The organism is Arthrobacter sp. MDT1-48-3 (assembly GCF_054511015.1).
Genome location: NZ_JBTNDL010000004.1, coordinates 226,593 through 244,426, shown reverse-complemented (window position 1 = coordinate 244,426; position 17,834 = coordinate 226,593). Strand labels below are relative to the sequence as shown.

General features: G+C 65.7%; 20 protein-coding genes and 1 pseudogene. 5 read left to right on the top strand and 16 right to left on the bottom strand.

Annotated features, from left to right (window positions below; translation table 11 throughout):
• Positions 1 to 298: 298 nt before the first annotated feature.
• Complete coding sequence (locus ACX80L_RS11100) at positions 299 to 1,339, bottom strand: AAA family ATPase (protein ID WP_133081759.1); 1,041 nt, start codon at positions 1,337 to 1,339, stop codon at positions 299 to 301.
• A 255-nt stretch (positions 1,340 to 1,594) separates the two neighbouring features.
• On the opposite strand from ACX80L_RS11100, the gene ACX80L_RS11095 reads away from it, so the two are divergent.
• Both ACX80L_RS11095 and ACX80L_RS11090 read left to right on the top strand, forming a co-directional pair.
• Positions 1,595 to 2,770, top strand: coding sequence for an FAD-dependent monooxygenase (locus ACX80L_RS11095; RefSeq protein ID WP_459289679.1), 1,176 nt, complete (start codon positions 1,595 to 1,597; stop codon positions 2,768 to 2,770).
• A 70-nt stretch (positions 2,771 to 2,840) separates the two neighbouring features.
• On the top strand, positions 2,841 to 3,254 hold the full coding sequence (locus tag ACX80L_RS11090) for a VOC family protein (protein ID WP_459289899.1): 414 nt from the start codon (positions 2,841 to 2,843) through the stop codon (positions 3,252 to 3,254).
• A 266-nt stretch (positions 3,255 to 3,520) separates the two neighbouring features.
• On the opposite strand, the pseudogene ACX80L_RS11085 reads toward ACX80L_RS11090, so the two are convergent.
• Positions 3,521 to 3,697 (bottom strand): annotated as a pseudogene (locus ACX80L_RS11085) (class I SAM-dependent methyltransferase); the annotation flags it as partial.
• On the opposite strand from ACX80L_RS11085, the gene otsB reads away from it, so the two are divergent.
• Positions 3,671 to 4,447: a trehalose-phosphatase gene (otsB, locus tag ACX80L_RS11080; protein ID WP_459289677.1), complete on the top strand. Its 777-nt coding sequence runs from the start codon at positions 3,671 to 3,673 to the stop codon at positions 4,445 to 4,447. The pseudogene ACX80L_RS11085 and the gene otsB overlap by 27 nt on opposite strands.
• Positions 4,448 to 4,478: 31 nt before the next feature.
• Here the strand turns inward: otsB and ACX80L_RS11075 are convergent, their stop codons facing one another.
• From ACX80L_RS11075 to ACX80L_RS11035, 9 genes are all read right to left on the bottom strand, one after another.
• Entirely contained in the window at positions 4,479 to 5,237 is a 759-nt protein-coding gene (locus ACX80L_RS11075; RefSeq protein WP_459289675.1) for a hypothetical protein, read from the bottom strand.
• 76 nt (positions 5,238 to 5,313) lie between these two features.
• Complete coding sequence (locus ACX80L_RS11070; RefSeq protein WP_459289673.1) at positions 5,314 to 5,463, bottom strand: hypothetical protein; 150 nt, start codon at positions 5,461 to 5,463, stop codon at positions 5,314 to 5,316.
• Positions 5,464 to 5,621: 158 nt separating this feature from the next.
• Positions 5,622 to 6,107, bottom strand: coding sequence for a PAS domain-containing protein (locus tag ACX80L_RS11065; RefSeq protein ID WP_459289671.1), 486 nt, complete (start codon positions 6,105 to 6,107; stop codon positions 5,622 to 5,624).
• A 321-nt stretch (positions 6,108 to 6,428) separates the two neighbouring features.
• On the bottom strand, positions 6,429 to 6,812 hold the full coding sequence (locus ACX80L_RS11060) for an ANTAR domain-containing protein (RefSeq protein WP_459289669.1): 384 nt from the start codon (positions 6,810 to 6,812) through the stop codon (positions 6,429 to 6,431).
• A gap of 536 nt (positions 6,813 to 7,348) precedes the next feature.
• Positions 7,349 to 8,581 (bottom strand): saccharopine dehydrogenase family protein, encoded by a 1,233-nt coding sequence (locus ACX80L_RS11055; RefSeq protein WP_459267769.1) that lies wholly within the window; start codon positions 8,579 to 8,581, stop codon positions 7,349 to 7,351.
• A gap of 475 nt (positions 8,582 to 9,056) precedes the next feature.
• Positions 9,057 to 9,770, bottom strand: a complete 714-nt coding sequence (locus tag ACX80L_RS11050) for a hypothetical protein (protein WP_459289667.1) — start codon at positions 9,768 to 9,770, stop codon at positions 9,057 to 9,059.
• The gene (locus tag ACX80L_RS11045) at positions 9,767 to 10,153 is read right to left on the bottom strand and encodes a PadR family transcriptional regulator (protein ID WP_459267771.1); all 387 of its coding nucleotides are present in this window, start codon (positions 10,151 to 10,153) and stop codon (positions 9,767 to 9,769) included. The genes ACX80L_RS11050 and ACX80L_RS11045 overlap by 4 nt, the downstream gene beginning before the upstream one ends.
• Before the next feature lie 116 nt (positions 10,154 to 10,269).
• Positions 10,270 to 11,757, bottom strand: coding sequence for an MFS transporter (locus ACX80L_RS11040; RefSeq protein ID WP_459289665.1), 1,488 nt, complete (start codon positions 11,755 to 11,757; stop codon positions 10,270 to 10,272).
• Positions 11,758 to 12,039: 282 nt separating this feature from the next.
• On the bottom strand, positions 12,040 to 12,876 hold the full coding sequence (locus ACX80L_RS11035) for a formate/nitrite transporter family protein (protein ID WP_459289663.1): 837 nt from the start codon (positions 12,874 to 12,876) through the stop codon (positions 12,040 to 12,042).
• Between the two features lie 120 nt (positions 12,877 to 12,996).
• Here ACX80L_RS11035 and ACX80L_RS11030 point away from each other — a divergent pair, with 120 nt between their 5' ends.
• Positions 12,997 to 13,290 carry a hypothetical protein gene (locus tag ACX80L_RS11030; protein WP_459289661.1) on the top strand — a complete coding sequence of 98 codons (294 nt, stop codon included), beginning with the start codon at positions 12,997 to 12,999 and terminating at the stop codon, positions 13,288 to 13,290.
• Positions 13,291 to 13,376: 86 nt separating this feature from the next.
• On the opposite strand, the gene ACX80L_RS11025 is transcribed toward ACX80L_RS11030, so the two are convergent.
• The 3 genes from ACX80L_RS11025 to ACX80L_RS11015 all read right to left on the bottom strand — a co-directional run bounded on the left by ACX80L_RS11025 (position 13,377) and on the right by ACX80L_RS11015 (position 15,342).
• On the bottom strand, positions 13,377 to 14,090 hold the full coding sequence (locus ACX80L_RS11025; RefSeq protein WP_208739602.1) for a VOC family protein: 714 nt from the start codon (positions 14,088 to 14,090) through the stop codon (positions 13,377 to 13,379).
• 306 nt (positions 14,091 to 14,396) lie between these two features.
• Positions 14,397 to 14,633, bottom strand: coding sequence for a YegP family protein (locus tag ACX80L_RS11020; RefSeq protein WP_459289897.1), 237 nt, complete (start codon positions 14,631 to 14,633; stop codon positions 14,397 to 14,399).
• Positions 14,634 to 14,997: 364 nt separating this feature from the next.
• The gene (locus ACX80L_RS11015) at positions 14,998 to 15,342 is read right to left on the bottom strand and encodes an ANTAR domain-containing protein (RefSeq protein WP_133081772.1); all 345 of its coding nucleotides are present in this window, start codon (positions 15,340 to 15,342) and stop codon (positions 14,998 to 15,000) included.
• Between the two features lie 242 nt (positions 15,343 to 15,584).
• Between ACX80L_RS11015 and ACX80L_RS11010 the strand changes: the two genes are divergently transcribed.
• The gene (locus ACX80L_RS11010; RefSeq protein WP_459289659.1) at positions 15,585 to 15,848 is read left to right on the top strand and encodes a hypothetical protein; all 264 of its coding nucleotides are present in this window, start codon (positions 15,585 to 15,587) and stop codon (positions 15,846 to 15,848) included.
• Between the two features lie 520 nt (positions 15,849 to 16,368).
• On the opposite strand, the gene ACX80L_RS11005 is transcribed toward ACX80L_RS11010, so the two are convergent.
• Together ACX80L_RS11005 and ACX80L_RS11000 are read right to left on the bottom strand one after the other, a co-directional pair.
• Positions 16,369 to 16,623: a hypothetical protein gene (locus ACX80L_RS11005; RefSeq protein WP_459289657.1), complete on the bottom strand. Its 255-nt coding sequence runs from the start codon at positions 16,621 to 16,623 to the stop codon at positions 16,369 to 16,371.
• Positions 16,624 to 16,800: 177 nt separating this feature from the next.
• Positions 16,801 to 17,688, bottom strand: a complete 888-nt coding sequence (locus tag ACX80L_RS11000) for a ribonuclease Z (RefSeq protein ID WP_459289653.1) — start codon at positions 17,686 to 17,688, stop codon at positions 16,801 to 16,803.
• Positions 17,689 to 17,834: the final 146 nt, after the last annotated feature.

The window sequence follows — 17,834 nt, the reverse complement described above, 5'->3', positions numbered from 1 at the left end:
GCTCTGAAGCAACACTTTGACCCTTCCATGACGAGGCGCTTCCGTGGCCAAACTTCGACTGCTGATGGACTCGAGGCTTCAGGGTGAGTCGATGAAGACAGCGTTGCTCCCGACCGGTCGAGGAAGTCTCATAACTCTCCGTTCAGCGACACGGAATCGGAAGAGACGACGGCTGGTTCGTGCTGGGCCGATCGACGATTGGTTCCTGGCTTGCAGTGGCGGTTCGATGGGGAATGGCTGGACGATGAACCGGTAGGGCACGAGGATCTTTGGGACTGATCCAAGCGGTCCTTGCCGGCTACGGCCAGGTCCGCCAGTTCCACCAGTGCGTCGGCTCCGGCTCGGGTCGGGGCTCCGGCTCCGGCTCGCCGCCCAGCGCCTGCGCAGCCTCGACGAGATCGTCCGCGGTGAGCGTCATGACGTCCTCCCGGTCAAGCGCATCGAAGTCGCGGCCCTCATCGAGTGACAGCCTCAGCGCCTGCCGGTTCAGCGCCTGCTCGAACAACGTCCGGGCAAAGCGGGCATTACCCGAGTCCTCACCGACATGGAGACCTGAGAAGATGCGACGCAGCATGTCGTCAGCCCCCGGCGCCAGGACGTACTCGTGCTGGGCGAGCATCTGGTGGAAGATCGTCTGGAGCGCGTCGATCGAGTAGTCCGGGAACGTGATCTCCCGCGCGAAGCGCGACCGCAGGCCGGGATTCGACAGGAGGAACGCCTCCATCAGCTGCGGGTATCCGGCCACGATGACCACGAGGCGGTGACGATGATCCTCCATCCGCTTGAGCAGGACCTCGATGGCCTCAGGACCGAAGTCCATGCGGCCGTCCTCCGGGGTCAGGGCGTACGCCTCATCGATGAACAGGACGCCGTCCAGAGCACGCCGGATCACGCGGTCCGTCTTGATGGCTGTCGCACCGACGTACTGCCCCACGAGGCCGGACCGGTCCACCTCCACGAGATGTCCCTTCTGCAGCAGCCCGACAGCGCGGTACATCTCGGCAAGGAGACGCGCCACGGTGGTCTTGCCGGTGCCCGGGTTCCCGAGGAACACCAGATGCTGGGAGGTAGCGACCTCCGGCAGGCCGTGGGCCTTGCGACGGGCCTGCACCTGCAGGAGGGCGACGAGCGCTCGCACCTGCTCCTTGACGGTGTCCAGCCCGACCAGGGCGTCGAGTTCGGCCTGCACCTCGGCCAGCGGGCGAGCGGGACCGGGACGCGCCGGGAAGTACTCGCCGCGCAGGTCCTCGACGCGGTCCGACCCCGAAGATTTGAGCTGGTCCGTGAGATGGCCGAGCGTCTCGCGCAGGTCATCGAGTGGATTGCGGCTTGGGGCCATGAGTATCTCCTGAGCGACGGAAAAGCAAGGAGTCGACAGATTGCGGTGAGTGGCCTGACGAGTTGCCGCGGAAGCGGCCCATGCATCGGTTCGTCGGGATTGCCTCCAAGCTACCGCACCAGGACTGCGAGCAGGAGCACGGCTACCGTTCGAGGTGAGAGCTTGCTGCTCTGCTCGCTCCGCGTTCCCCTGACCCTGATCGGAGACTGCTCGGCGTAGGCTCCGGTTGGTGGAGGCAAGTTGAAAGGTGTTGTCATGACGGTCGAGCACCGTGCAGTAGTTGTCGGCGGGGGCATTGCAGGTCTGGCTGCGGCGGTATCCCTTCTGCACGAGGGCTGGAGGGTGACCGTGCTCGAGCAGGCGCGAGCCTTCACCGAGGTCGGTGCAGGTCTGACAATCACTCCTAATGGGATGTCGGCACTGGCATCCATCGGCGTCGACACCGCTGTCCGCGATGCCGGTTACCGGGTGCGGATGGCCGGCACCACGGATGAACACGGCTCATGGTTGCTGCGCGTACCGCGTGCGTCAGGTTCGGACCAGGAGGTCTACGGGATCCACCGACAAGACCTCCATGACTCGTTGCTGACCGCTGCCCACGGGGCCGTATTGATGAGCGGTACCCGCGTCGTCAGCGTCGCTCCGGGTTCACCGGGCGGAGCCACGGCGCGAGTGGGCTGTGTCAGCGCGAAGGGTGCCGTATCCCATGACGCCGACCTCGTCATCGGGGCTGACGGTCTTCGCAGCACTGTCAGGGGCCTCGTTGCTCCTGGAACAGGGCCCCGATTCAGTGGTAAGTCGTCATGGCGCGGAATCGTCGCCGACTCGGCACTTGTGACGGAGGATTTCATCGTCAGATGGGGCCCGGGAACAGAGTTCGGAGCGGTGCGTATCGGAGCTGCCCAGGTGTACTGGTACGGGTACACCTCTTCGAAAGAAGGCCATCGTCGGCCGGATGAAAAGGCCGCCGCCATGCACCATTTCAGGAACTGGGCGGACCCCGTACGACCCCTCATCGAACTCACCCCGGGCGATCGAGTCATGCGTCACGACGTCTACGACCTCCCCCCGAACCTTCGGACCTACATCTTCGGACGGGTGGTGCTCATCGGCGACGCGGCACACGCCATGATCCCCACCATGGGGCAAGGAGCGAACTCCTCCCTGGAGGACGGCGCATGCATCGGGCTTCTGATCGGTCGACGCGTCAAGGAGGGAGTGCCCCTGCAATCCGCTGTGCGCTCTTTCGACGCACTCCGCCGCCCGCGCACCCAGAAAATGATCAGCCGATCGCGCCGCGCCGGGCAGGTCGGAGCTGACGTGCAGAGCAGGATCGGAATCACTGTGCGGAACACCCTGATGAGGGCGGTGCCCGCCGGACCTGCAACGAAAGCAGGAGCCTCGGTCCTCACGTGGAGAGCCACGGCGTGAGCACGCACACGTCACCGGCGGTGTTCTCCGAAGACCACAACTCGTGTCCGTTGAACGTCAGTCTCGGCTCATGACCGGATTCCCTCGGATACTGCAGACGGTTCTCGACACGACCGATGTGCGAGGGCTGGCGGAGTTCTACCGACAACTCCTCGGGTTCCACTACCGGCCAGGAGACGAGCCCGCGGATGAGGGCACGCGTGATGATGTCGATTGGCTCGTTCTCACGGACGGGCAGGGAAGCAGCACCCTCGCTTTCCAGCAGGTCGACCACCTGGAGCGGACGACCTGGCCCAGGCCCGATGTGCCGATGCAGATGCACCTCGATCTGACCGTTCCTGACCGGGAAGCGCTCGAGCATCACCATTCCAGGGCACTGGCACTGGGTGCAGAGCTTCGGTTCGATCGTACGGACGACCCGAACGAGCCGTTATACGTCTACGCCGATCCCGCTGGTCATCCGTTCTGCATCTTCGTAGCCTGAGCGAGCATCGATGTTCGTCCGTCAGGTGGACATTCTCGTCGTGCCTGTGGAGCGCCTCGAAGTGCGCAGGTCGAAGCAGGCCGCTGAGTGAACGGCACACAAATCCTCAGAGTGCTCTTGCGATCAGGATGATGAGGGGGCAGGTGTCGTCGAACGGCGTCCGCATCCAGGTCCCGTAGGTGGCCTCGATATCGAAACCGCCCAGGTGGAATGCTTCCGCTGTCACCCAGCATCCACTCGACGGTGTCGGCTCCATCCCTGTGCTGTGCGTAGGAGAGCATGGTGGGCGACGGGTCCACACCCACGACGTCCCGTCCTTCACCTGCGGGAGTCACGGTGAGCATTCCCGTTCCGCATCCCAGATCGAGGATCGTCCACGCGAATGGTGCGTGACGCCGTCGGTCTAGGGTGGATACATGGACCTGGAGACCTCCGTAGTGCAAGCTCTGGCGACGAACGAGAGCGCCGGGTTGGTGATGGACTTCGACGGTGTCCTCTCCCGGATCACCGATGATCCTGATGCCAGCGAGCTACTGGACGGTACCGAGGAGATCCTCGGGAGTCTGGCGACCAAGCTGTCGGTCGTCGCCCTCCTCTCCGGACGCCCGGCCGGCTTCCTCGCTGCGCGGGCAACCATCCCAGGGGTAGAACTTTATGGTTCCTACGGTCTCGAACACTTCACCGATCACGGCATCGAGGTCGTTCCCGAAGCCCGACAGTGGATGACCGCCGTCGAAGAAGCCACCGCGACGCTGCACCGGGAGTTGGACGGTGTCGAGGGTGTATACGTCGAAGACAAATCCCTCGCAGTCGCCGTTCACTGGCGGCGTGCACCCGACCGCGATGTCGCGACGAAGCTGATCACTCCACTTCTTCGGGAAGTGGTCGACACTTACGCGCTGCGGCGCGAACCCGGCAAATTCGTGGAGGAACTCCGCATGCCCCTGCAGCAGGACAAAGGCACAGCACTTCGACGCATCATCAGCACCTGGAGACTGCAGACCGTCGCGTACGCGGGTGATGATCGGGGCGACCTGCCTGCCTTCGACGTGGCAACCTCAGCAGGGGGCTACACGCTCGTCGTCGATGGCCCTGACATGGCTCCGGACGTGAGCAGACTAGCCGGTGCCCACTTCGACGGCCCCGAGAATTTCCAGTCATGGTTGCAGCGACTCGACAACGCCATCCGATAGCGAGCGGCGGGCCCAGCGGCATCAGTGCCTGCTATCGATCATTTCCCTGTCGCGGGCCGGCGAACATCCCCAGGCTGTAGGCAAGCAGGATGAGCGACATCATGAGCCCAGCTCCCACCGCCGCTGTCAGTGCGCTGATTCCTGTGCCGATGAGCAGACCAGCACCACCGAGGAGAGCAAGGACTGAACCGAGCGTGTAGAACATACGTTCCCTGAAGGCCCAGGCGAAGGGTATGAAGTGGAGACCGACGACCAGGGCGATCAGCGCGGGCTGAAGCTCTGGTTTCCCTACCGATGTAAGCCGTCCCGTGCCGAAGGCTATGAGCGCGAATTCCATGATCACGCACAGCAGGTAGATCCCGATGTGCCGACCACGAGGAGCACTGAACGGGCCGAGGAAGCGCGGAGAGCCGAAGAGAAACCAGAGCGTGCCGGTGATTGCAGCGATGACCAGAATGCGTGCGGCCACCGTCGTGAACCCTGCGAATCCCGGCGTGTACGAGAAGACGAAGACACCTGCACCGAACAATCCGATCAGGGTTCCCCATCGCCTCGGGTCGATGAAGCGGGGAGGTGAGTCGACGGGAGATGACGTCATGCTGCTGTTGCGGGCCACCGGACAACCTTTCGTGGGAGAGCGGACGGCACGGAATGCGTCGATCTCGTGGTCGGGATCGACGTTCCAGTTGCGGTCTCTTACCGTCGTGATCGAACCGAGGAGCTGGATCGACGACTGGTTCCCGGACGTACCGGATCGTTCGCGCCACTGTGGCTCGACGATGGTCGTCATGGCTCACCCTAGCCCTCGGCTACTGATGGCGATCAGTAGGTTGCGCAGCGTGGATCGGACCCCATCTTCCGACCTACTACTTGGAACGCTGTTCCTTGGACCTGTCGACGTAATGCATCACGACCGCACACGCCACCACCACGATGACGGCCGCCACGCCGATACCTGTGATCAGGAGTGCAAGGTTCTCCGGTAAGGCGCTCGTGTTGATCCGGGTCGGGTTCATGAAGCGATCCAATCCTGAAAGGGCCCCTTATACAAGAACGCGGTACAGGCAGGCCCAGTAGGCGTGGAGTCGACAGCTTCCAGGACACCCCAGGAGCCGGCAGTCCGCCGTCGAGCACCGGTGAAGTGCCAGGTCCCGGAAGGAGTGGGTGGGACAGTTCAGGGTGTCGGCAACAGATCCAGCAATGCCCGGGCAAGGAGTTCAGGCCGGCTCTGCTGGTTGAGTTGGTGAGTGCGATCGATGATGTCCTGCGAGATGGCGATCACCTTCCGGTTGGTCAGCTGACTCCGCTGCCTGATCCACTTGCGGGCCTTTCCGGTCACATCTCGCAGGGACAGGTACGCCGAGCGCGGACCACCCTGGCTCAACAGGCTCTCCCACAGGGACCTGGCCGCGTCCTTATCGGCCGGCTCGAAGTGGGAGACGCCGAGGTCGAGGGTCGGTACGATCTCGCCGCGTTCGTACCCGTGGATGCGGTACAACTCGTCGGACCAGTGCAGTGCACGGGATTCGAAGTAGTGCTCGACGATGCCGGTCGGGCAGTTGACGAAATACTCGATCGCCTCGACGGAATGAGCTCCGACCCCGGACGCGTGTGCCGGCGAATCAGGGGTTTCCTGGGACGAGGAAGCAGTGGAGGTCACTGGTGAAGTGTCCTTCAACGCGACAAGAGAACCGGCAAGATTCTTGACCGGTTGATGAGTTCGGCCGACCTCGTCCCTACTCGTCCATGTTCGGTTCCCCTTCACAGTCCAGCTGCTTGACCTGTGAAGGAGATCCCACGTTCGTGCACGAGGCCCGTCGGTGTGGCCGGCTGAGCCCCGCGCGACGAAGCACGGAACATCTTTCAGGCGTAGGTCCAGTATGCGCAGCAGACTTTCAACATCACCCGTGCTCTCGCTCAAGCTTTGCCTGCCACTGCAGCCGTGGGACGCACGCCGCGCATTCGTCGTTCTCAGGGTGGGTCAAGGCTGTAGCGGCTGCTCCAAGACCCCCGTGGCTGTGAGATGAGCGGCGACGGCAGCCAGCTTGCTGTTACTGGCCGAACTCGTCGCGACCAGTAGCTCGAGTGCCTGCTCACCGGTGAGCCCGTACCGCTCCATCAGCATTCCTGCGGCTCGCTCGATCACGTCCCGGCGCGAGATCGCGCGGGTGAGGTGCTCGACTTTCTCGGTCACTTCAGCCAGGCGTTGCAGAACCAGGCGGAGTTCTGTCGTCGTTCCGTCACCGGTCGCTCCACGTGCTGCGTGCCGTTCCGGATGGAATCCCTCCGGGAGGTCCACCCGTCCGGAGATCAGTCGTAACGACCCGGGTGGTACATCCTCGATGCTTCCCAGGGCGGCAGGCACCGCACTGCCATCCGGCGAGCTTCCCGAATCCGGGAAGGGGAGTGTACCGGCCGGTGGCTGTGGAGGATTCGGTCGCAATCCCTGAGGGTCGTCTGCTGGCATGATCAACCTGCTTGAGTAAGGCGAAGCACTGGGCGCTTGCGCCGGGCTGGCAGGCCCGCTCTGCTACAGGCCGGACATCACCTTCCAAGAGCGCACATGCTGCGAGCACTCGGGCCGTGTGCACCCAACGATACGGGTTATCCAGGCATCGGAATCCTCGGATCGAGGTCCTGATCGACGATGCGTTCGATGGGAAGACCTTCAGCTCGGGAGCAGAGGCTGCCGTCGTTCGTGCGCTGCGTGCTGCCGGCGACCTGGCACTGTCCCTCGTTGCAGAATAATCGGGACGAAGAGTAGGTTCTGTCGCTTTCTCTTCCGTTCTCGTCCGGCACTCCGAGGGCGCGTGGTTCGGCCTCGGGCCTCTCTCCGTCCAGCCACAGCGCCAGCGTCGCGGCATCGGTCGGAGGCTTGTCGGCAGTGAGGCACTTCGTCCGTCAGGTGAGGGGCGTGACGTCGTAGGTATGGCCTGCCGTGCGCAGCCTCTGCACCAGGACGTCGCCGAGGGCAGTCGCCGGGGTCAGCGATCCTGCGGCGGGCGGCAAACGGTCGCCGTCGAGCGCGAGTGAGAGCGCCACCTCCCCGGCCATGACGGCGGTGGCGGCGTATCCGGGGTCGCCCGGGCCGGCTGCGACAGCGCGGTACCGCCGGCCGCTCTCCGTCGACGCGGTCACCTCGGAACGGAACCAGCCCGAGGTCCGCACAGCCTCGGTCGGGCCGGTGCCCGGCGCGGGTAGGGCCCGGTCCAGTAGCTTCCGCGTTGGAGGAAAGGCCATCGCGGCTCCGAACACCCGCAGGCCGAGCGCCATCGCTCCGGCGAGGAGGGCGCCTGCGGGATCACGCCGCGTGCCCATCACCTCCCCGTACCGCAGGGTCCGACCGTAGGCCCAACCCTGCAGGGCATTGCTGCGACGCACGATGCGCGTATTCACCGACGCCATGACGAAGGGTGCGGTCCACAGGCCGTCCTCCGAGCGGCCGACCCACCCCAGATCCGACGGCTGCCGGGTCGAAGGCTCCGCCGCCCGATCCGCAGCGAGGGAGTAGGGATCGCCCAGCAGTGATCGCAGCACGGGGTCCGACCGCGTTGCATCGAGCTGCCCACGCATCGACTCGATGGTGCCGCCGCTGAAGCCACCTTTGGCCGTCGCCACGAGCTGGACCTCGGTCAGTCCGCCTGCGCCGTCGGACTCCGCGGCCTGGTGCAGGAGGAGCGCCGCGAGGTCCGAGGGGACGGAGTCGTAACCGCACGCATGGACGATCCGTGCACCGGTGGTCCTCGCCGAAGCGTCGAAGCGATCGATGGCTTCGCGGACGAAGGACACCTCACCCGTCAGATCCCCGTAGTGCGTGCCGGCGCGGGCACATGCCTCGACGACCGGGAGCCCGTACTTCGCATAGGGACCCACCGTGGTGAAGAGGACCCGGGTGTCCGCAGCCAGCGCGGCGAGCGTCGCAGGGTGTTCCGAGTCGGCCTCGATGAGGGCCCAGTCGCGCGCAGCAGCAGGCAGCCTGCGCCGTACCGCCTCGAGCTTCTCCCTCGACCTCCCCGCGAGTCCCACGCGCAGGTCCGGTGGAGCGTGGACCGCGAGGTAGCCGGCGATCAGTTCGCCGACGAAGCCGGTGGCACCGAAGAGGACGAGGTCGTGATCGCGCGCTGGGGCATTCATGCCAGCAGTCTTCCATGGCAGCGATCGGACCGACACAGGAGCGGTGTCCACCTCGCCTGTGGCAGAAGGACCCGACGATTCTGCACCTGGCTCGCGGATCACCTGTTCCTTCCCCACTCCTGGCCACTAGGATCAGCGGACAACTAGAAGTTTCGTTCGGGGGAACAGTGGAATCGACAGCGAAGAAGTGTGTTCAGTGGGGCGTCATCCTCGTTGTGGCCGGCGGATTCGTGCTGGTTCTCCTTCCTCAGCTACTCGGTCTGCTCACAGAGGCCGTGGGGCCGACTGCAGCAATCGGGGTAGGAGCAGTGGACATCGTTCTGACGCTGGTCCGCTGGGCGTTGATACCCATGGGTACAACTCTCATCGGCGCCGCTGTCGTCATCCGGGCCCTGGCGCCTGCGCTCGATCGTCCGAGGGATGTCCATACTGGCGCATAGCCCCGCAGCAGTAGTCGTTCCGGTCCCTGACAGCGCTAGCGGAGTGCGACTGCGAGGCCGAGCATGACGAGGGCGAGGAGGGGGAACAGCCAGTTGGTGACCTGGACCAGGACTCTCGCACCCGTTCCGGTGGTGTCCGCGGTACCCGAGCGTGGATCGATGATCTCGTCGTCCATCGAGAGGGACGACCGAGCGGTGTTCCTGACCGAGAGTGCCACCATGACCAGGGCGCTGCCGATGAGCCAGGGCACCGGGTCGATTGCCAGCCATGCCTCGGCACGATCGTCAGGGGCAGCGAAGGCCGACAGGACTCCTGCCAGCGCGCAGATACCGCTGATGCCGATGCCGACCCAGATCCGGCGGATGACGGCATCGAGATAGAGCGGCAAGAAGGCTACGAGCACCACTGGTGTGGCGAGGAGGGCCAGCTGCGCCGGGGAGCCGAGCAGGAGCTCGGACCGGGTCCATGACACGACTGCCTGGTTGAAGAGCAGGAAGGCCAGGAGTCCGAGCAGCGATGGCCAGAGCGCATCCCGCACCCAGTCGTTCCGGGGCGCGGAGGGGAGTTCGAGTGCTGCAGCGTAATCACGCGCGGGCCCGAACGCTTCTTCGGCCTGCTGGCCGGTGTCGCCGAGGAGCTCCCTGGCGCTCGCGACGGTGTCCCCGATGGCGCTCCCGTGTACCTGGCGTAGCCGGAGCTCGATGACGAGCTGGTCGAACCACTTCTTGTCGCTGGTCTGCTGCCTCATGCGGAGGTCCCCTTTGTTGATCGTGCGGGATCGAGGTACTGCACACTCGTCTCGACGAAGCGCTCCCAGTCAGCACCGAGACGAGTGAGTTCGGAGCGGCCCTGATCGGTCAGGGCGAAATATTTGCGGCCTGGACCGCCCTCGCCGGCCCGCCACTCCGTGGTTACCAGGCCCGCTGCCTCGTACCGGGTGAGAAGCGGATACAGGGTTCCACCCTTGATGGTCCCGAAGCCATGTCGCTCCAGTTCGCTGATGATCGCGTACCCGTAGGAGGGCCCGGCGGACAAGGCGCGAAGCGCGAGGAAACCCAGCGTGGCTCTGAGCCAGTCGCTGGGCCATTCGACACCTGCCGCGACTCGCGGATCTGCAGCTGAAACTTCCATGGCTAGATTGTCTCTCTAAGTAGTTAGCCTGTAAAGCCTGCCGCATCGTTCTGCACCGGGTGCCGCTCGATCGCGGCCGGGCGCCGTCGCTGATCCTGAAGGCTTTGGATGAGATGTCAGCGCTGGTGGGGGCGGGCGGTGACCATGAGGGTGACGACGAGTGCGGCTGCGGCCAGGATGAGTGCTCCGCTGCTCAACGCCGTAGTGTAGCCGTCGACGATGGCCTGGCTCGTGGTCGCGGCAGTATCGGTATCGCCCGTTGCCCGGGCCTGGTGAAGGACCGTGAGCGCATTCGGGATTCGGTCTTCTGTCGTGGTGACGCTGACGGTGGACAGGACTGCGATGCCGAGGGCGACGCCGATCTGTTGGGCTGCGTTAAGGAGAGCCGAGACGATCCCGGAGTCTTCGGGGCGGACGTCGGTCACGGCGGTGAGGGTCAGTGGCACGAAACTCAACCCGAATCCGACGGCGACGGCGAAGATGCCGACCATGAGATGCTGGACGTACCCGGAGGTCGGGGTGATGGTCGACAGCCACACGATGGCGGCGGTGGAGACGAGGATCCCGGCGACTGCGACAGTGCGGGGAGCGAAGCGGAGGACGAGCTTCGAGGCGAGGCCAGCGGAGATGATGATGCCGGCGCCGAAGGGCAGCCAGGCCAGTCCGGTGCGGACCGCGCCGTACTCGAGGATGTGCTGCATGTAGAGGGTCAGCAGGTAGAAGGTGCCCATGGGCCCGAAACTGATGAACAGCATACCGAGGTAGGAACCGGTCCGGTTGCGGTCCCGGAACAGGCGCAACGGGAGCATCGGGTCCGTGCTGCGGGCTTCGATGATGACGAACGCAGGCAGCAGGACGGCGGCCAGGGCGAATGCGATCAGTGTCGCCGGGACATCCCAGCCCTGCTCACCTCCGTGGATGATGGCGAAGACCAGGGCGGCGATCCCGCCGGTGCCGGTGACCGCTCCGGGCAGATCGAGTCTGCCGGTGTGCTTGGGTGCGTCGACGAGGATCCGGGTGCCGGCGAGCAGGGCGAGGCTGACGGGGAGGTTGATGAAGAACACCCACCGCCAACCGAGCGTCCCTGTCAGCACACCTCCCAGGAGTAGTCCCACGGTCACGCCGAGGCCGGACATGGCCCCGTACAGGGCCAGCGCCTTATTCCGTGCCTCGCCGGCAGGGAAGGTCGTGGTGATCAGGGCCAGGGCGTTCGGTGCAGTCAGCGCCGCGCCGAGTCCCTGCACCGCGCGGGCCGCGACGAGGACGGGACCGGCGGGCGCGATTCCCGCGACAAGAGACGAGAGGGTGAACATGCCGATGCCGATCTGCAGGACCCGCTGCCGCCCGAAGAGGTCCCCGAGCCTTCCCCCGAAGAGCAGCAGACCGCCGAACGCCAGGATGTAGGCATTGATCACCCAGGGCAGACTCGCGGAGGGGATGCCGAGCTCGTTCTGGATCGACGGCAGGGCGATGTTCGCAATCGAATCATCGAGGACCAGCATCAGCTGGGCGCTCGCGACCACCAACAACGCCAGACCGAGCTTCCGACTCTTTTCAGGGATAGACCCGTCGGCAGGCCGGGAGGTGGGTGACGTCGTGGGCATGGGGTGCTCCTGCAGGGTCGCTGTCTTTAAGATACCCCTGAGGGGTATATGCCATCCTTTATACCCACGGGGGGTATGAGAGTCAATCCGGACGTACTCGGGGTCGAAGCAGTCCGGTCCGAGGCTCGAGGAAAGCCGACATCATCTCCGTCGCCGTTCTGGCGACCATCGACACGACGCCCCGAAACCGCTTGCTCATCAACCGCGGCAAGGGCCACGCCGTCGTGCACCGGGAGCACCCTGATCATCCGCGGGCAGGCTTCGTGTCCGTGCGGAGTCCTGCTATCGGTCATGGGGTGCTTCTGGGTCATCCGGGGCTTCGCTCCTGCGTTGCTCGAGAAGTTCCTTGGTACGAACGAGCCGGAGGAGGGTGACCAGTACCAGTCCACCGAGCATGTTGAAGAGCAGCGTGTAGCCGAACCAGCCGAGCCATTGCCCATAGCTGATGTCGGCACCGGCATGGATGGCGGCGAAGATGAGCAGCGAGTCGAGGACGGAGTGAAACAGCTGGAGTCCCGCCAGGAGGAATCCGCCGATGACGGTGGCGACGATTCGGGCGACGTCGTTGTTCGTGCCCTGCTGCATGCGGCTCATCAGGGTGATGGTGCTTCCCCCGAGGGCGGCGAGGGCGACGGTCTGCAGGGAGAAGGGCGCGTCGACGTAGTGGTGTGCGCTCTCGCTGACCGTGTCGGTCCACTCCGGGAAGGCCTGCATGACGATCCAGACGAAAACCCATCCACCGGCGAGGTTGGCCACGAGGGTGCCTGCCCATAGTTTTCCCAGCTGGGCGATGCTTCCCTCTCTGGCGACGACGGCGGCGACCGGCATGAGGAAGTTCTCGGTGAAGAGCTCGCTGTGCGCCAACAGGAGCGCGACGAGGCCGACGCTGAAGGCGAGGCCGGCGAGAAGGTGGTTCCCCGTCTCGTGCATGACGGCCAGATAGGCCATGATGCCGAGACCGATCTCGAACCCTCCGAAGACACCGGTCACGAGGATGTTCCTCGTAGTGCGATGGAGTCTTTCGGCGCCTTCTTCGATCGTCTTGTCGAAGGACTCCTTCAGTTCGTCCTCGACCGGGGCATCTGATGCACCCAATTCCCGTCTGCGGTCCTCGCTCATGTCGCCTTCCTGTGCCTGGGTGTGGCGCTGGGAGGATGAGCTTCACGATCCCCGAGTCCACGGCCTGCGTCCTCTGCCCACCACGACAGTGTCTCCCGACGACACGACTAGACTGCGGGTGTGCACTTTCCCGAGCCCGCACTCGACCGCGGGGGCCTCGCGTTATACGTGGTGACTGCCGTTCTTGCCGCAGCCGCTCAGCTCGCGGTCGGGTATCTCTACCTGACCAGCGGTCTCGTCGCCCCGCTCTGGGCTTTGGCAGTGTTCCTCGGCTGGTGGCTGGTGCTGACCTGTGTCGGCGTGAAGTTGGCGTTGCGCCGGTCCTATCGGCTACTCCTCGTGCCTGTCGTCGCGGTGGTGACGTGGTTCGGCGCCATGGTGTTCGGGGGCACCGTCCTCGGGTGGAGTGCCTGACGACCTTCGGGGACATCGATGCAGCTCAGGACTACGGCAAAGGGATTCCCGACGTGATCCCGGCGGTATCGGCGTGAGGCCCGCTGTCAGGAGTGGGCCGGCAGCACGCACAGTTCGTTGCCCGACGGATCGGCGTAGATACGCCACGGCAGGTCGCCCCAGTCGGGGCGCAGTTCACGGCCGCCCCGCTCGATGATGCCCGCCGCGACGTCGTCGGGATCATCCCCATCCTCGAGCCTGACGTCCAGGTGCAGCCGATTCTTCGCGGTGCCCTTGGGTGACGGCTCGGGGCAGAGGACGAGAAGCGGGCCCCGCAGCGACGGGTGGCGCAGTGTGGGCAACCGTCCCGGGACCCGGATCCAGCCGGTGAGCCAGGACCAGAACCGCGCGTCCCGGTCCGCGTCGGCGGAGTCGAGGGGCAGCGCCGCGATCGGCCCGGTCCGGGCATGGTCCGCCCGCTCGTCCATGACACAGCAGGGGTTTCCCTCAGGATCGGCGAGAACCACCCATGGCACGTCCCCCTGACCCACATCGAGGTGCCGGGCACCGAGCCCGAGTAACCGATCGACCTCTTCCGTCTGCCGGGAGCCGCCCCGAAGGTCGACGTGCAGCCGCGGCGGTGGGGGAGAACCGGGGACGCGCTGGAAGCACAGATCCAGCACCGGACCACCCTCGATACTGAGCCTGGTCTCGTACACCCCGGGCTCGTCCGTGAGTGTCTCTCCGCCGACCACCGCCTCCCAGAAGCGGCCGAGTCGCCGGGGTTCCGCGGCGTCGACGACGAGATTCTCCAGATACATGCAGGCCACAGTAGGCCAGGTGGGGCACGTGGCTCAAGGGACGAACACGTCGGTCTCGCGATTGCTGACGATGAATCACGTGATGTCGACGTCCTGGTCGAGTTCGGGTGCCTGCAGATCCGCCGATGCGCTCCCTTCGACGTCGCCTGATCCTCTTGCTCCGGGGCACCGCAGCCAGCAGAAGGGCTATTGTCGGTTCTGCCTCTCGGAACGGGATGTCGGGGACCGTGCCGTCCTATTGATAGCGTCCGGCCTGCAGCTCCGGCATATTCTTGGCCGGGCGCTGCGAGCGCTTCGAGGGGGTCGTTATGCCGCCCTGGTGGAGGACGCCGGGTCGAATGCCATCGCTTCACGGGACATCGGTGGGCAGAGGTCAGTAATCAGCCCCGTACCCGCGCACTCACGAACGGCGTCGATACCCTCGACCGCCGACACTTTGTCCGAGAACGGCCCGGATACGGCGACAACCGTACCGTCGGGCCCTTTCAACCTGAACCTGAAGGAAATTCCTCCGTCACGGAAGAGTTCGAACGATCCGGCCATCATTACCCCCTCGTCACCCGGGCAGAGGAACTGCCCGGGCTCGTCGTCGAAACCGGAATTCAACGCTGCTTTCCGGCTGGCCCGGAAGCGGGATAGGGCTACCCCTATGTGACCCCAGCCACACCCAATTCATCCATGGTAGGCGTCGTATTTCGTACTGGCGAGTAATCGCAGAAGGGGTCGGCGGGCTCGGGTGCTTTCACCCGGCTGTTTATCAAGCACCCTAGGATTCTGCTTTATGCATTTGCTCATCAGCCTAGCTTTTTTTGGTTTTCCGTTCTGCTCAGCCGCTCGGATTCTTCGGTGCGTCGATTTCGGGCGCCGCTGGGAGGGCCGGAGCCCGGCGGGGCACGGGCTGTGGCCGCTACTGCTCGGGGAGCCCCGGCAGGGTCCGGGTGACCACCAGGTCCACGGCGATCTGACGGAGCTTCAGGTTCGTGGTCGAGCTCACCGAGACGAGTACTTCGAATGCCTGCTCGCCCGTGAGGCCGTAGCGCTCCATGAGGATGCCCTTGGCCTGCCCGATCACATCCCGGCTCTCGATGCCCATCGTCAGGTGTTCGACCTTCTCGGTCATCTCCCGCAGGCGTTCCGTCACCCGCTCGAGAGCCGCGTCGTCGTCCGGTGTGCCCGCATCGCTCCGATCGGCAGGCTCGTCCTGCTCGTTCGGGTCGCCTCGGCGATTCGTGTCATTCGGGTCGTTCCCCATCACTTGGATCCTCGAGATATCGCGGCTGAGACCGACCAGATCCTTCCCCCGGTCCACACTCTCTCATGCGATGTCGACCGCACGGCACTTCCTTACGGCCCAAGGCGACACGCACTTTCCGTGTTCGTCAAGCATTTCTGCTCATCGGGGGCTTGTCGGGCTTTCCTTGACGACCTACGCTTGAGGCCCGGCCTGACACAGTGGTCAAACAGCGGCCATGGTCGGATTTTCGAGGAGAAACCATGGCTTTATCCTCTGCGTCCATCATTCCCGTGCCCCGGATCCCGATCGGTCAGTCATCCCCGGATCAGGGGGACATCCCGTTCTGTGCCTCATGTGACACCGCCGAGCATCTGGCGTTCGAGGACTTCGTACCGAGCAGGGTGCTGCCCGACGGGCAGGAGCACCTCGGCACCGTGAGCTATCTGTGCATGGGCTGCAACCAGTACAGTTCCCACGCTGTCCCGGATTTCTGGCAGCCACCTGCCTGGCACTGGTACGTCTGACACCGCACCGCAGGTTCCGCAGGCGGCATCGCCCGCGGTGATTTCTGTGAAGGAGGCGACATCCTCCCAGCGGGCCCACTGTTAAACCCGATGGAAGGATGTCATCGGGTATTCGGATCGGACCGTCACGAGGATGGCACGACGGCGGAAGCGTCGCCGCGTGAGAGATGGACCCGACCCGCGCTCAGAGGGCTGCCATCACCACGAGTGGTGCACTGCAAGGGGCGGTCGCACGGCGAGTGGGGATCGTCCGTGCCGCTGCCGATAGGTCCGCCGTTCTCGTGGTCCTCGGCTCCTGGTGTGCGTGGGCGCAGGGTCGCCACGGGTTTGGCGTCTGCCTTGCCCGCGCGGGTGCGACCCTGCTCGTCGTCGGTGGTTTCCCCGGCCGATACATGGGTCGCGGACGCGTGGACCGGTTCCAGGGCGGGGTGCCCCGGCGAGCACGCGGTCCCGTCGGGCTACCGTGCGAGCCGCGGGCCGATCAGTTCGACGAGAGCGGTCCGGGCCGGCTCGCAGCGGACTACGGGTCCGTGCCGTCGCCCCCGTCCCCGGGGAACAGGGTGCGCCGCAGCGTATAGGCCTGGCCTCCGGCGAGGACCACGGTGATGAGGACGGCCGTCGGCCAGGAGAGTCCCGTGGCATACACGAGGACGAAGGCGATGGATACGGCGAACACCGCGATGGCGAGCAGCAGGACCATCCTCAGCGTCCGACGGCGGGGCTCCGTCGGTGCGCGCCGACGCTCACCGTGATCCTCGTACCTGTTCGGGTCCACCCGGTGCCACCTCAATCCCTGTCCGGTGCTTCAAGTCTGGATCCCGCCCGCTGCACTGTCGAGGCGGCCGCCGGGTCCGCGACCACCCGGGGCGCGGTACGACGCGGCGGGCTGCGTCCCAGCGGCCCGGCAGTCCGGGGGCACGGCGTGGGTGGGTGCCCCCGGCCCGCCCGGCGTCTATCCTCGCGCCCGCCGCGGGAAGGGAAGGCGGTCGAGGTCGGACGCCGCCACCACGGTCGCCCGACCGGCCGAGAGGCGTGCCTGCGCGGCGAGCTCCCCGACGTCGTCGTACCGGGAGGAGAAGTGCGTCAGCACGAGGGTGCCCGCTCTCCCGGCGCGCGCGAGGCTGCCCGCCTGGCCGGCCGTCAGGTGCAGGTACTGGTCCGCGAGGGCTGCGTCGTCGTCGCTGAACGTGCTCTCCGTGACGAGCAGGTCGGCGCCGTCGGCGAGCGCGAACGCGCCGTCGCACAGTGCGGTGTCCATGACGAAGGCGAACCGGCGGCCCGGCCGGTGCACGCTGACATCCTCCAGCCGCACGTCGCCCAGCCGGCCCTCGCGCTGCAGGCGGCCGACGTCGGGCCCCCCGATGCCCGCGGCGGCGAGGCGGTCGGGGAGGAAGTTCCGCCCGTCCGGCTCCGTCACACGGTAGCCGTAGGCCTCGATGCGATGCTTCAGGGGCTGCACCTCGATCCCGGCGGCTATCGGCCCTTCGACACCGTGCGGGTGCAGGTGCAGGTCCAACCCCGGCGTCGCGAGGGAGACGAGCGACCGCACCACTTCCTCGCCCGACACCGGATAGTGGAGGTGCACAGGGTGCTCCACGCCGTCGAGCACCATCCGCGACAGCACGCCGGGCAGCCCGAAGCAGTGGTCGCCGTGCACGTGCGTCAGGCAGATCCTCGTGATCCGCGAGGCGGAGACGCTGGCGTGGATCATCTGCCGCTGCGTGCCCTCGCCGGGATCGAAGAGGATCCCCTCGCGCTCCCACCGCAGGAAGTAGCCGTTGTGGTTGCGGGACCGGGTGGGCACCTGGGAGGCCGTGCCGAGGATGACGAGCTCACGCATGACCCCAGTCTCGCATCGGGGATACCGGGCTACCGGGGGAGCGCGGCGCGGGCCGGCAGTGGACCGATCGGTCGGCAGGCGAAAGAATGATGGCGAGGAACCACCGAAGGAGCACGATCCCGTGGAGCAGCACGCCCGCCCGGTGG